Origin of the sequence: Vibrio superstes (genome assembly GCF_003569005.1) — a bacterium.
GTDB lineage: Bacteria > Pseudomonadota > Gammaproteobacteria > Enterobacterales > Vibrionaceae > Vibrio > Vibrio superstes.
In genome coordinates this window covers 20,376-33,351 of record NZ_BCUR01000002.1, presented here as the reverse complement: position 1 = coordinate 33,351, position 12,976 = coordinate 20,376, and the positions used below count along the sequence as shown (strand labels likewise).

General features: G+C 45.2%; 11 protein-coding genes and 3 tRNA genes. 13 read left to right on the top strand and 1 reads right to left on the bottom strand.

Going from position 1 to position 12,976, the window contains the following annotated elements; translation table 11 throughout:
- Positions 1–49 precede the first annotated feature (49 nt).
- The 3 genes from D5I41_RS07340 (at position 50) to D5I41_RS07330 (ending at position 354) form a co-directional block, all read left to right on the top strand.
- A tRNA-Gly gene (locus tag D5I41_RS07340) sits at positions 50–125 on the top strand.
- Positions 126–167: 42 nt separating this feature from the next.
- A tRNA-Met gene (locus D5I41_RS07335) sits at positions 168–244 on the top strand.
- Between the two features lie 34 nt (positions 245–278).
- Positions 279–354: transfer RNA gene (locus tag D5I41_RS07330), tRNA-Gly, on the top strand.
- A gap of 574 nt (positions 355–928) precedes the next feature.
- Here the strand turns inward: D5I41_RS07330 and queG are convergent.
- Positions 929–2,041: a tRNA epoxyqueuosine(34) reductase QueG gene (gene queG / locus D5I41_RS07325; RefSeq protein WP_119009274.1), complete on the bottom strand. Its 1,113-nt coding sequence runs from the start codon at positions 2,039–2,041 to the stop codon at positions 929–931.
- A gap of 198 nt (positions 2,042–2,239) precedes the next feature.
- On the opposite strand from queG, the gene tsaE reads away from it, so the two are divergent.
- From tsaE to D5I41_RS07275, 10 genes are all read left to right on the top strand, one after another.
- Positions 2,240–2,704: a tRNA (adenosine(37)-N6)-threonylcarbamoyltransferase complex ATPase subunit type 1 TsaE gene (gene tsaE / locus D5I41_RS07320; protein ID WP_017027518.1), complete on the top strand. Its 465-nt coding sequence runs from the start codon at positions 2,240–2,242 to the stop codon at positions 2,702–2,704.
- The gene (locus tag D5I41_RS07315; protein WP_119009273.1) at positions 2,701–4,371 is read left to right on the top strand and encodes a LysM peptidoglycan-binding domain-containing protein; all 1,671 of its coding nucleotides are present in this window, start codon (positions 2,701–2,703) and stop codon (positions 4,369–4,371) included. Before tsaE ends, D5I41_RS07315 begins: the two co-directional genes overlap by 4 nt.
- Positions 4,368–6,299 carry a DNA mismatch repair endonuclease MutL gene (gene mutL / locus D5I41_RS07310; protein WP_119009272.1) on the top strand — a complete coding sequence of 644 codons (1,932 nt, stop codon included), beginning with the start codon at positions 4,368–4,370 and terminating at the stop codon, positions 6,297–6,299. Before D5I41_RS07315 ends, mutL begins: the two co-directional genes overlap by 4 nt.
- A complete protein-coding gene (gene miaA, locus D5I41_RS07305) occupies positions 6,292–7,224 on the top strand; it encodes a tRNA (adenosine(37)-N6)-dimethylallyltransferase MiaA (RefSeq protein ID WP_119009271.1) in 933 nt (310 codons plus the stop codon). The genes mutL and miaA overlap by 8 nt, the downstream gene beginning before the upstream one ends.
- Positions 7,225–7,389: 165 nt before the next feature.
- Positions 7,390–7,650, top strand: a complete 261-nt coding sequence (gene hfq, locus D5I41_RS07300) for an RNA chaperone Hfq (RefSeq protein ID WP_119009270.1) — start codon at positions 7,390–7,392, stop codon at positions 7,648–7,650.
- A gap of 49 nt (positions 7,651–7,699) precedes the next feature.
- Entirely contained in the window at positions 7,700–8,989 is a 1,290-nt protein-coding gene (hflX, locus tag D5I41_RS07295) for a ribosome rescue GTPase HflX (protein ID WP_017027513.1), read from the top strand.
- A 45-nt stretch (positions 8,990–9,034) separates the two neighbouring features.
- Positions 9,035–10,225 carry an FtsH protease activity modulator HflK gene (hflK, locus tag D5I41_RS07290; RefSeq protein ID WP_119009269.1) on the top strand — a complete coding sequence of 397 codons (1,191 nt, stop codon included), beginning with the start codon at positions 9,035–9,037 and terminating at the stop codon, positions 10,223–10,225.
- Positions 10,226–10,227: 2 nt separating this feature from the next.
- A complete protein-coding gene (gene hflC / locus D5I41_RS07285; protein ID WP_119009268.1) occupies positions 10,228–11,208 on the top strand; it encodes a protease modulator HflC in 981 nt (326 codons plus the stop codon).
- Positions 11,209–11,277: 69 nt separating this feature from the next.
- Positions 11,278–11,463, top strand: a complete 186-nt coding sequence (locus D5I41_RS07280) for a DUF2065 domain-containing protein (RefSeq protein WP_017027510.1) — start codon at positions 11,278–11,280, stop codon at positions 11,461–11,463.
- A gap of 139 nt (positions 11,464–11,602) precedes the next feature.
- Complete coding sequence (locus D5I41_RS07275) at positions 11,603–12,919, top strand: adenylosuccinate synthase (protein ID WP_119009267.1); 1,317 nt, start codon at positions 11,603–11,605, stop codon at positions 12,917–12,919.
- Positions 12,920–12,976: the final 57 nt, after the last annotated feature.

Below are 12,976 nucleotides of genomic sequence, written 5' to 3'. Positions count from 1 at the left end.
ATTTTACTACTTATAGCTATCAGCTTAGAGCTGTCAGCTGTCAGTAAATGCGACACTAGCTCAGTTGGTAGAGCGCAACCTTGCCAAGGTTGAGGTCACGAGTTCGAACCTCGTGTGTCGCTCCAAATAGAAAGTCTTCATCGTACTTAACGGTGATACAATTCGGACGCGGGGTGGAGCAGCTTGGTAGCTCGTCGGGCTCATAACCCGAAGGTCGTCGGTTCAAATCCGGCCCCCGCAACCACTTTACTACTTATAGCTATCAGCTGTCAGTAAATGCGACACTAGCTCAGTTGGTAGAGCGCAACCTTGCCAAGGTTGAGGTCACGAGTTCGAACCTCGTGTGTCGCTCCAAAGCTTTTGGATTTACTACCTGCTACACGAGGAACCTTGTGTTTAGTTGGGTTGAATCACTACTCTTTCTGCACTAGCATTACCCAGTTCTTTTTCTCCTTATCTATAATTTCTCACAATCTTTGTGAAACACCCATTATTACACTCCATTAAGAATTAACTCACAGACTTATCCACAAAACCACATCTGTGGATAACTTGGTTGATAAAAATTTTAGCAATTGAATTCTGCGGATCTTTTGTCAAGATCTAATTTCATCATAAGAAAGATGGGACTTATTGCGCATAGCTTAATGCCTTGAAGTATAAGGGCTAACGGTGAGATTACTTGATCCTGAGAATGTAAGAAATTGATCTTAAATGTCACTTTATTTGATCTTCATCATATTCCGCGTCTGTGTTTAACTTTAGGGCATGCTGAAATGAGACTTGCTTTATATTCTTTTTCCACATTACCCATGTACTTACCATTTTATGCTGAATTAAGGGTTTAACATCCGCTTGTTGACGCTTATTTGGTTTTTCTAGCGTGCATTTGTCCTGAATATTCTAGAGTTGATGGCATTGCATCTAGTTAGGCATCCCTAGGCAGTCCTTTCTGAACAATTCGAATCAGTCGCTGTTGCTTGGTAGAGGTAAATGGAGTTTGAGATTTAAGCCGTTCGATAGCGTAGTTGATATGGTGGTCCAAAACGTTACAAAGCCCAAGCCTGCCTTCTAGAGTTGTTATAGCTTCATCGCTATATGCGCCATTTCCCAAAGCAATAGCGAGGTTTCGTAACCACTGCAGATGACCAATGCGGCGTATTGCTGAACCTTCGAAGTTCTTAAGGAATTCTTGTTCACTCCATAAGAAAAGCGTAATTAAGTTGCTGTCTTTAATGCTTTCTCGTCTATGAAAGTCCGCTTGCTGCGTAAGCTGAGCATGACGGTTAAACGGGCATACCAGTTGGCAGTCATCACAACCGTAGATTCGATTTCCCATTGCATCACTAAGCTCACGCTCAATGATTCCATCATATTCTATGGTTAAATAAGAGATGCACTTGCGCGCATCAATGACACCATCTTCGATTATCGCTCCCGTAGGGCAACTTGTGATGCAAGAGCGACACTTTCCACATTGCTTTTCTACTGGAGCATCAACAGGAAGAGGCAACCCAATCAATAGCTCGCCAAGAAAAAACCAAGAACCTGCCTCTTCATCCAGTAGCAAAGAGTGTTTACCAGTCCAGCCTAGGCCCGCTTTTTCAGCTAAGGGACGTTCTAGCACAGGAGCAGAGTCAACAAAGGGGCGATAGTTCAACTCTCCAAGTTCATCTTCAATTTTCTTGGCCAAGTTTTTGAGCTTGTTTCTCATCAGCTTATGATAATCACGACCTAATGCGTAGCGACTAATATAAGCTTGGGTCGGATCGGAAAGATTACTGGCAAAATGAGCTTCTGGAGGAAGGTAATCCAAGCGCACGCTAATAACTCGTAATGTGCCCGGGTGAAGTTTATTTGGATGTAGGCGTTTATCTTCATTGCGCTCCATCCACTCCATACTGCCGTGGTAGCCATGAGCAATCCATTTCTTCAGGCCTTCTTCATGTGATGAGAGGTCGACATCGGTTATTCCTATTTTTTGGAATCCGAGTTCATTGCCCCAAAGTTTGATTTGATCTGCCAAATGTTGAAGATTCATTGATGCTGTCATTCGAAGAAAGTTGAGTCTATTTTAGCGAATAAACGAGTCGACATGTAACAGTGCAACCCATTCGAAGTACTTTTGAACGAAATTTATTGGTCATAGTCTACCAAAGAGGCGGGTTTGCTCGACAAAACGCGCTCAGTAGAGATAATTAGGTCATTATTAATAAAGCCAAGCAAAGACTACTCTTTTATGACCCAGAAGCACTTCTCCCTCAAAGATGAGCATGACACCGTAAAAATGGGAGCAAACTTATCAGCCCTATGCTCTGAGCAAACGACCATTTATTTACATGGTGATCTTGGTGCGGGAAAAACCACCTTCAGTCGTGGCTTTATCCAGTCGATGGGGCATAAAGGCAATGTTAAGAGCCCAACCTACACCTTGGTTGAGCCTTATGATTTGCAAGATTGGCAGGTGTATCATTTTGACCTTTATCGTCTTGCGGACCCAGAAGAGCTCGAGTTTATGGGAATTCGAGACTATTTTACCCCTGATGCAATCTGCCTTGTTGAGTGGCCAGAGAAAGGGGAAGGATTGCTTCCTAAAGCAGATTTAGATATCGATATTCGTTATCAAGGTGAGGGTCGTGTCGCGACCATTACTGCAAACAGTGACAATGGACTAACACTGATTGAAAAGCTGGAGCTAAATTGATTAAGAATTCAGTATGGGCGTTTGCCTTGTTCTTTGTTTCTTCTTTATTTGCCACTGTGCAAGCAAATGAGATTAAGAACATTCGCATTTCGACCACTAATAAAGAAACAAGGACGGTTATTGACCTGAGCCAGTCAGCTGACTTTAGCTACTTTACTTTAGGCAGCCCAGATCGCTTGGTTGTGGATCTTCAGAACACGTCTAATGGCTCTAAACTACCTAAGTCGGTCACTAAGAGCCCCATCTTAACTAAAGTGAGAGAAAGTTCTCCCCCTAATAAAAACACCTTTCGATTGGTGTTTGAGTTGAAGGGAAAGTCTTCGCCTAAATTATTCAAGCTTGCTCCGGGTAACGGCGCCGGTCATCGTTTGGTGATCGATTTTCCTCTCTCTGCAACCAGCCAGTCTAAACCAGCAACTAAGCCGGTTGTTGCGACGAAAACGAGCGTGCCTAGTCGACAAGATGTGGTTATTGTTATCGACCCAGGCCATGGTGGTAAAGACCCAGGCTCCATTGGTCCTAGTCGCAAATATGAAAAGCACACCACATTAAGTGTTTCAAGGAAGCTTGCGGCACAGTTGAATGCTATCCCAGGTATCAGAGCCAAGTTAACTCGAACGGGCGACTACTATGTGAATCTAGATCAGCGTGTGGCTATTGCCGACCGTGAGAAAGCACACTTATTTATCTCTATTCACGCAGATGCGTTTACCTCGCCTCAGCCAAGAGGTGCTTCCGTCTTCTTCTTGAATGATCGTCGTAGGAACACAGAAATTTCTCGTTGGGTAGAGAACCAAGAGCGTCAATCTCAAAAGTTAGGTGGTACTTCCACGGTTACTCGAGCGGATAAAAACGTAAACCAAACATTGCTGGATCTGCAGTTTACCCACTCCAAGCGTGAAGGTGAGAAGTTAGCGACAGAGATATTAGGTGAGTTGAAAAAGGTCGCTCGTCTGCATAAAAGTAAACCAAGTGAAGCTAGCCTAGCGGTGTTGCGCTCACCTCAAATACCATCAGTTCTCGTTGAAACAGGCTTCATCTCAAACCCAACTGAAGAGAAACTGCTATTTCAGCGCTCATATCAAGACAAGCTAGCGAGTGCCCTATCCCGTGCAGTAGTGACGTACCTAAAACAGAATCCGCCGGAAGGGACTGGGTTTGATAAGACCCCGAGCCACGGTGGAATGTACGTTGTTCAGCGCGGTGATTTCTTATCTAAGATTGCGCAAAAGCACGGAGTTTCCGTTGCGGCGATCAAATCGGCGAACAATCTAAAAAGTGATACCGTCAAAGTGGGTCAGAAGCTGACTATTCCTGGCGCTTCAGTTCCAGCGAAAACACTCAATACTGTAGAGACCAAAACCGTTACCCATGTGGTGAAATCGGGTGAGTATTTAGGCAAGATCGCCAGTCGATATAAGGTATCGGTCGACTCAATAAAAAGAGAGAATAACCTTAAATCCAATACGGTTCGTGTTGGCCAAAAACTTAAGATCACTGTTGCGGTGAAGGATGAACCAATCAGGCGTCATAAGGTTCAACGAGGAGAGTTCTTGGGTAAGATCGCATCCAAATATGGGGTGACTGTGAGCAGCATTCGCAGCGCTAATAACCTTCGTTCCGATGAGCTTGCCATTGGACAGACGCTGATTATTCCGAATCGATGAGCGAAATCAAGATACTACCAGCGAGACTGGCGAACCAAATAGCAGCCGGAGAAGTGGTTGAGAGACCGGCTTCTGTGGTTAAAGAACTCGTTGAAAATAGCATCGACGCGGGTGCTACTCGTATCGATATCGATATCGAAAAAGGCGGCAGTAAACTGATTCGCATCAGGGATAATGGTAAGGGCATCATTAAAGATGAACTTCAACTTGCCCTGAGTCGACATGCGACCTCTAAAATTACCACCTTGGATGATCTTGAGGCCATCATGAGCCTTGGGTTTCGTGGGGAGGCGCTGGCTAGTATCAGTTCAGTATCTCGCTTAACTTTAACCTCAAGAACAGCGACACAAGAGCAAGCGTGGGCAGCCTATTCTGAAGGTCGGGATATGCAGGTTAAGTTGCAGCCTACCGCTCACCCTATAGGGACTTCGGTAGAGGTGTTGGATCTGTTCTTTAATACCCCTGCAAGACGAAAATTCCTGCGTACTGAAAAGACAGAGTTCACTCATATTGAAGAGCTGTTAAAGCGTATTGCTTTGAGCCGCTTTGATGTCACTCTTAACCTTCGACACAATGGTAAGCTGGTTAAGCAATATCGCGCTGCAAAAACAGAGCGTCAAATAGAACAACGCATTCAATCTGTCTGTGGTAAAAACTTTGCAGACAACATGTTAAAGGTTGAACTGCAACATCAAGACCTAAAGTTGTATGGCTGGATAACCACACCCGCAGCTGCGCGCTCACAAGGTGACCTGCAGTACTGCTATGTGAATGGCAGAATGATGCGTGACAAACTCATTAATCATGCCATTCGTCAAAGCTACGAACTAGCATTGCGTCCAGAGCAGTTTGCCGCTTATGTGCTGTTCATTGAGATCGATGCACATCAAGTCGATGTGAATGTACACCCAGCAAAGCATGAAGTGCGTTTTCATCAAGCACGACTGGTGCATGACTTTATCTATCAAGCCCTTGTTGATGCGTTAGGACAGTCGCAACAACTCGTCTCGGAGGAGAGACGGGAAAGTGCGTTCGCCACGCCTCATCCACAGCAATTTACTGTAAGTGAGTCAGAGCAAACCACAGTCACATCTAGCCCCGAGTCAAAGCCAGTATCAGCCTCTCCTTCACAAAGAGAAGCGCAGGCGATGCAGCAGATTCCAGCATACCCGAACAGGGCTGACTCGGCAGAGTCGTCTCATGGTGAACCGCGAAGTGAAAGACAAGCGCGCTTAAGTTGGGGACAAAATAACACCTCAAGAACACCTAAGCCTCAGGTGTCTGAGCAAGAAGCTAAGGTCTATCAGCAATTAATGACCGTTGAGCCTAGCTCTGTCGTAGAGACTCCACCCTCTGTAGTGGCTCAGCCTATTACTCAGCTAGGGAAGGCTCTAACTGTGGTCAATGAGCGCTTTCTGTTGATTAATACCAACGCAGGATGCGGACTGCTTGCGTTGTCTTATGCTGAGATATTGAAGCTCCGAGGACAGTTATCGGTTGATCAAAGGCAGTTGGTCAAGCAGCCACTGTTGATCCCTCTAGCATTGCGAGTAAGAAGCGAAGATATCGATCTGCTTAAGCAAATGCAGCCTATGCTTGAGCGTTTTGCGATTCAGTTGATGTTTAAAGCTGGAGCCAAAGTGATGATCATGGCAGTACCTCAGCCCCTGAGACATCATAATCTTCAGCAGTTGTTTTCTAAGCTCATCGATATGTTGAGTGGTGAGCAACCGTTGTCCTTTGAACAGTTAAGCCTTTGGCTCGCTTGTCAGGTAGTAGAACAAAATAAGACCTACACTTTGTCAGAGGCGGTGCAGCTACTGTCCGATTTAGAGGGTGCTTCCGCACAGGGTCTAGACTTAAAAGATAAGAAACTTATTCAATTAGTGGATTTTTCCACCCAAATTAAAGCGCTATCACATGAATGATAAATTGCCTTTGGCCATATTTTTAATGGGCCCAACGGCCTCCGGTAAAACCGAATTGGCGATTCGCCTTCGACAACGCTTTCCCATTGAGCTAATCAGCGTTGATTCAGCTTTGATATATAAAGGGATGGACATAGGTACGGCTAAGCCGACGGCAGAAGAGCAAGCTGCCGCCCCCCATCGCCTTATTGATATTATTGACCCTTCAGAATCTTATTCAGCAGCAGACTTTCGTCGTGATGCGCTGCAGCTAATGGATGAGATTACGGCACAAGGTAAAATCCCTATGCTAGTAGGGGGCACAATGCTGTACTACAAAGCTCTACTAGAGGGGCTTTCTCCATTACCTGCTGCTGACCCTGAAATTCGCGCGCAAATTGAGCAAGAAGCTACTCAAAAGGGCTGGCAAGCTCTGCATGATGAGCTAAAGCAGATTGATCCAGTCTCAGCAGAGCGTATTCACCCCAATGATCCGCAGCGCTTATCGCGTGCTTTAGAAGTTTTTCGTATTTCTGGAAAGTCGCTGACAGAACTGACGCAACAGAAGGGGGAGCCTATCCCGTATGATGTGAAACAGTTTGCTATTGCTCCTCAAGAGCGCTCCGAACTGCATCGACGTATCGAACTTCGCTATGAAAAAATGGTAGAGGTTGGATTTGAAGATGAAGTAAGAGCCTTACATCAACGCACTGATTTGCATCCAGATCTTCCTTCAATTCGCTGTGTGGGCTATCGTCAGATGTGGGGTTACTTAGAAGGAGAGTACAGCTTTGATGAGGCAATCTTCAAAGGGGTCTGTGCGACTAGGCAATTAGCGAAGCGCCAGATTACTTGGCTTCGCAGTTGGAAAGACCTAACTTGGCTCGATAGTCAAAATATCGATCACGGGGTAGAAACTATCGCAAATGTCATAGCATCTAATTGAATTTGCTGTGTATAATATGATCGTTTCACATGAACATAACCTCTACACGGAACGTAGAACTATTTTGAGGTTTTGTTCTCTTTAGCTAGGATGCGAAAACAGTACAATTTTATCTGCTGTCACTTGCTAAATAATTACAACAACATACTAATAAGGAAAATGACAATGGCAAAGGGGCAATCTTTACAAGACCCATTCTTAAACGCATTGCGTCGTGAGCGCGTGCCGGTTTCTATTTATCTTGTCAATGGCATCAAGCTTCAGGGTCAGATCGAGTCTTTTGACCAATTTGTGATCCTACTGAAAAATACCGTTAATCAGATGGTATACAAGCATGCTATTTCGACAGTAGTTCCTGCGCGAGCAGTAACTCATCACAGCAGTAATGAACGTGCAGAACGCACTCAAGAGAAATCTGAAGACTAATTGAAAAAGTTATCTAATCATCAAGTAACTTGTGTAAGGAGCTTATCGCTTGTTTGACCGGTATGAATCAGGTGAACAGGCGGTACTTGTTCATATTAATTTTACACAGGAAGGGGAGTGGGAAGACCTAGCTGAATTTGAGATGTTAGTGTCTTCTGCGGGTGTTAACAACCTGCATACCATAACGGGTAGCCGTCAGTCCCCCCATGCGAAGTACTTTGTGGGTGAGGGTAAAGCACAAGAAATTGCTGATTTCGTTCAGCAACTTGAGGCTGAGATAGTTATCTTTAACCATTCCCTTTCGCCAGCTCAAGAACGAAACCTAGAGCAGTTGTGCAAATGCCGAGTGCTAGACCGTACCGGTCTTATCTTGGATATTTTTGCTCAAAGGGCGAGAACCCATGAGGGTAAGCTGCAAGTAGAGTTGGCGCAGTTGCGTCATATTTCCACCCGATTGATTCGTGGTTGGACTCACTTGGAGAGACAGAAAGGTGGTATCGGTTTAAGAGGGCCGGGTGAAACCCAGCTTGAAACCGACCGTCGTTTGCTAAGAGATCGAATCAAAGCGATTTTACGTCGCCTAGAAAAGGTTGCTAAGCAGCGTGAACAAGGCCGCAGAGCAAGAAAGCGAGCTGAAATTCCGACAGTCTCTTTGGTTGGATATACCAACGCCGGTAAGTCCACTCTGTTTAATAGGATTACTGAAGCTAGCGTTTATGCGGCTGACCAGTTATTTGCTACTTTGGACCCAACTCTACGTAAGATAGAGTTAGACGACGTAGGCCTCGCTATCCTTGCGGATACAGTAGGTTTTATTCGTCACCTTCCGCATGATTTGGTTGCAGCCTTTAAGGCAACCTTGCAGGAAACCCAAGAAGCAGACATCTTGTTACATGTTATAGATGCTAGTGACGAACGTTTCAGAGAGAATGTCCAAGCCGTTGATATCGTCTTAGAAGAGATTGATGCGCACGAGATCCCAGTCTTACTTGTCATGAACAAGATAGACAACATGGAACAACAGTCTCCTCGTATTGAATATAACGAAGAGGGTGTACCCACTACAGTGTGGGTTTCGGCGATGGAAGGCTTGGGTTTAGACCTGCTGTTTCAGGCCTTGACTGAGCGCTTAGCAAGTCAAATGGTCGAATATACCTTGAGTATACCTCCTCTGTATCAGGGGCGTTTACGCAGTGTATTTTTCAATATGAAATCTATTCGACAAGAGGCGTATGATTCAGAAGGTAACTTGTTGATTGATATTCGAATGCAGCAAGCCGATTGGGCTAGACTGCAAAAGAGGGAAGAGGCGCAGTTGGACGACTTTATAGTCGGTTAAAAGACTGTTACTTTATAACGTCATATCTAGTGATGGAGTTTTCTAATGGCGTGGAATGAGCCTGGAAATAACAACGGAAACAATGGCCGCGACAATGACCCTTGGGGTAATAAAGATCGTGGCAATCAGCAATCGGGTGGTCGCAATCAAGGACCGCCAGATTTAGATGAAGTGTTTAGCAAACTAAGTCAAAAGCTGGGTGGTAAATTTGGTAAGCGTGGTGGTGGTTCATCATCAAGCGGTGGCGGTGCAATTGGCTTCGGTCTAATTGCGGTAGTTGCCATCGTTATCTGGGTTGCCTCTGGTTTCTACACAGTAGGTGAAGCAGAACGTGGTGTCGTACTTCGTCTCGGTAAATACGATCGTATCGTAGATCCTGGTCTGAACTGGCGTCCACGTTTCGTCGATGAAGTAACAACAGTAAACGTTGAAGCAATTCGTGCACTTCAAGCTTCTGGCTTAATGCTTACGAAAGATGAAAACGTTGTAACTGTTGGTATGGGTGTTCAGTACCGAGTGTCTGATCCATACAAATACTTGTATCGCGTAACGAACGCTGATGACAGTTTGCGTCAAGCTACAGATTCTGCTTTGCGTGCAGTAATCGGTGACTCTTTGATGGATAGTATCCTGACAAGTGGCCGTCAGCAAATCCGTCAAAGCACTCAAGAGACCCTGAATGAAATCATTGATGGCTACGACATGGGTATCCTTGTTGTTGACGTCAACTTCCAATCAGCACGTCCACCAGAGCAAGTTAAAGACTCATTCGATGACGCTATCGCAGCGCGTGAGGATGAGGAGCGTTTCATTCGTGAGGCAGAAGCTTACAAGAATGAAATCTTGCCGAAAGCGACAGGTCGTGCAGAACGTCTGAAGAAAGAGGCACTAGGTTACAGCGAGCGCATCGTTAACGAAGCGTTTGGTCAAGTGGCTCAGTTTGAAAAACTACTACCAGAATATCAAGCAGCGCCAGAGGTTACTCGTAACCGTCTGTACCTAGATACAATGGAAGAAGTGTACTCAAATACGTCTAAAGTACTTATTGATTCTGAATCAAGCGGTAACTTATTGTACTTGCCAATCGACAAGTTAGCGGGTCAGGAAGGTTCTTCAACCAAGCGCTCTGATAAGTCATCTTCAGCGTACGATAAGATAGAGCTAGATGCGGCGACAACACCGCAGCCGTCTTCAACTGACACTCGTTCAACTACTACTCGTGAAGGGAGATACTAGGAATGCGTAAGTTAATGATCCCAGTATTGGTGGTTGCACTCGCACTAATGCTCATGTCGGTATTCGTTGTCCCTGAGGGTGAGCGCGGTATCGTGGTTCGATTTGGTCGTATCTTGAAAGACAACAATGATATCTCTCGTATCCACGAGCCAGGTCTGCACTTTAAAATGCCATTGTTTGACAACGTTAAGCGTCTAGACGCTCGCATTCAAACGATGGACGGCCGTTCTGACCGCTTTGTAACGTCTGAGAAAAAAGACGTTATCATCGATTCATACGTGAAATGGCGTATCGAAGACTTTGGTCAATATTACTTGGCAACCGGTGGTGGTAATGCGCTTACAGCGCAAGCCCTATTGGAGCGTAAAGTAACAGACGTGCTTCGTGCTGAAATCGGCTCTCGTGAAATCAAGCAGATTGTATCGGGTCCTCGTAATGAAGCCGTTTTACCTGATGAGGAAGAGCTGGAAGAAACCGTTTCTGAAGCAGCGCGTGCTGCTGTAGAGATTGACGGTGAGCGTGATAAGATCATGGCAGTAGTACTGCAAGATACTCGCCAAAGCGCGATGGATGACTTGGGCGTTCGTGTTGTTGACTTCCGAATGAAGAAGATCAACCTTCCGGATGAAATCTCTGAGTCTATCTACCGTCGTATGCGTGCTGAGCGTGAATCTGTAGCGCGTAAGCACCGTTCTCAAGGTCGTGAGAAGGCAGAAGTTATCCGAGCTCAAGCTGAGCTAGAGGTAGCAACTGTACTTGCTGAGGCTGACAGAACGGCTCGAGTAACTCGAGGTGATGCAGACGCAACTGCTGCTAAGATTTACTCTGAAGCGTACAACAAAGATCCTGAGTTCTACAGCTTTGTTCGTTCACTTAGAGCGTACGAGAAATCATTCTCTGAGAAAGGGGACATTATGGTCCTTGATCCGAAGAGCGATTTCTTCCGCTTCATGAACGATTCAAGCGGCGCACCGCGTAAGTAATATCAGCTAGATATCGCAAAGGCTCCTATCATAGGAGCCTTTTTTATTCATTCATAATAGGAAGTAGATATGTCTCAAGGGATATGGATTGCCTTAGGCTTGGTTTTAATACTCGAAGGGATTGGTCCATTATTAGCTCCAAACGCATGGCGCAATATGATGGCACAGTTGAGCCAGCAGCCGGATAATCAGCTGAGAAGACTGGGCGGATGTCTCGTGGTTGCAGGGGCAGTCATTACCTTTATGTTACTGTGAGCATTAATAAAGTATTGGTTTTCAGCTTAAATCAATTTGAATAACCGCCATTATTTTATGGTTAGTGTCTAAAAAATGACTGCAAATTTGATTTTTCGGTGCTAGAATCCTTTTTTAACTAGCAATCAGAATTGGAAAGATGGGAAATAACGTAGTTGTTTTAGGCACCCAGTGGGGTGACGAAGGTAAAGGTAAAATCGTTGACCTTTTGACTGAAGATGCAAAATATGTGGTGCGCTACCAAGGCGGTCACAATGCAGGCCACACTCTAGTTATTGACGGTGAAAAAACCGTTCTTCACTTAATTCCATCAGGCATCCTACGCAATAACGTGAAATGCGTTATCGGTAATGGTGTTGTTTTATCTCCAGATGCACTTCTAAAAGAAATGAAGCCTCTTGAAGAGCGCGGAATTCCAGTACGCGAACGCCTTTTCGTTTCAGAAGCATGTCCGCTAATTCTTCCTTACCATGTGGCAATTGACCAAGCGCGCGAAATCGCTCTAGGTAAAAAAGCGATTGGTACAACGGGTCGTGGTATCGGTCCAGCATATGAAGACAAAGTTGCTCGTCGTGGCCTACGTGTAGGCGACCTATTCGACAAGCAAGCATTTGCTGAAAAACTTAAGACAGTTATGGAATTCCATAACTTCCAACTAGAGCATTTCTACAAAACTGACACTGTAAGCTACGAAGAAGTTCTTGAGCAAGCGATGAGCTATGCTGACCTTCTTACTTCAATGGTCATTGATGTAACTGACGAACTTGATGCTGCACGCAAGCGCGGTGACAAGATCATGTTTGAAGGTGCTCAAGGTACTCTTCTAGATATCGACCACGGTACTTACCCTTACGTAACCTCTTCTAACACCACAGCAGGTGGCGTAGCAGCAGGTTCTGGTTTTGGTCCTCGCCACATCGGTTACATCCTTGGTATTACCAAAGCGTACTGTACTCGTGTTGGTTCTGGTCCATTCCCAACTGAGCTATATGATGGCATTGATAAGCAAGATCCAGTTGGTAAGCACTTAGGTGATGTAGGCCATGAGTTTGGCGCAACGACAGGTCGTCTGCGTCGTACTGGTTGGTTTGATGCTGTTGCAATGCGTCGTGCAGTTCAACTTAACTCTATCTCTGGTATGTGCTTAACTAAGCTTGACGTACTAGATGGTCTAGAAGAACTGAAAATCTGTACTGGTTACAAGATGAATGACGGTTCTATCCTAGAGGTTTCTCCTATGGCTGCAGAAGCATTTGAAGAAGCGACTCCAGTTTATGAAACCATGCCGGGTTGGTCTGAGAATACCTTCGGTGCTCAGTCTATTGATGCGCTTCCACAAGCTGCTCTAGATTACATCAAGCGTATTGAAGAACTCACTGGCGTACCTATCGATATCGTTTCTACCGGTCCTGACCGTAACGAAACTATCATCAAGGTAGACCCATTTAACTCTTAATCGAGTGAAATGAGTTCGAAAAAAACCGGCTTATAGCCGGTTTTTTTGTACCTAAAT

Excerpts from the sequence above, each read along its gene's own strand:
- queG (WP_119009274.1), bottom strand. The coding sequence starts at position 2,041 with ATGAATCTTCAACATTTGGCAGATCAAATCAAACTTTGGGGCAATGAA.
- tsaE (WP_017027518.1), top strand. The coding sequence starts at position 2,240 with ATGACCCAGAAGCACTTCTCCCTCAAAGATGAGCATGACACCGTAAAA.
- mutL (WP_119009272.1), top strand. The coding sequence starts at position 4,368 with ATGAGCGAAATCAAGATACTACCAGCGAGACTGGCGAACCAAATAGCA.
- miaA (WP_119009271.1), top strand. The coding sequence starts at position 6,292 with ATGAATGATAAATTGCCTTTGGCCATATTTTTAATGGGCCCAACGGCC.
- hfq (WP_119009270.1), top strand. The coding sequence starts at position 7,390 with ATGGCAAAGGGGCAATCTTTACAAGACCCATTCTTAAACGCATTGCGT.
- hflK (WP_119009269.1), top strand. The coding sequence starts at position 9,035 with ATGGCGTGGAATGAGCCTGGAAATAACAACGGAAACAATGGCCGCGAC.
- hflC (WP_119009268.1), top strand. The coding sequence starts at position 10,228 with ATGCGTAAGTTAATGATCCCAGTATTGGTGGTTGCACTCGCACTAATG.
- D5I41_RS07280 (WP_017027510.1), top strand. The coding sequence starts at position 11,278 with ATGTCTCAAGGGATATGGATTGCCTTAGGCTTGGTTTTAATACTCGAA.
- D5I41_RS07275 (WP_119009267.1), top strand. The coding sequence starts at position 11,603 with ATGGGAAATAACGTAGTTGTTTTAGGCACCCAGTGGGGTGACGAAGGT.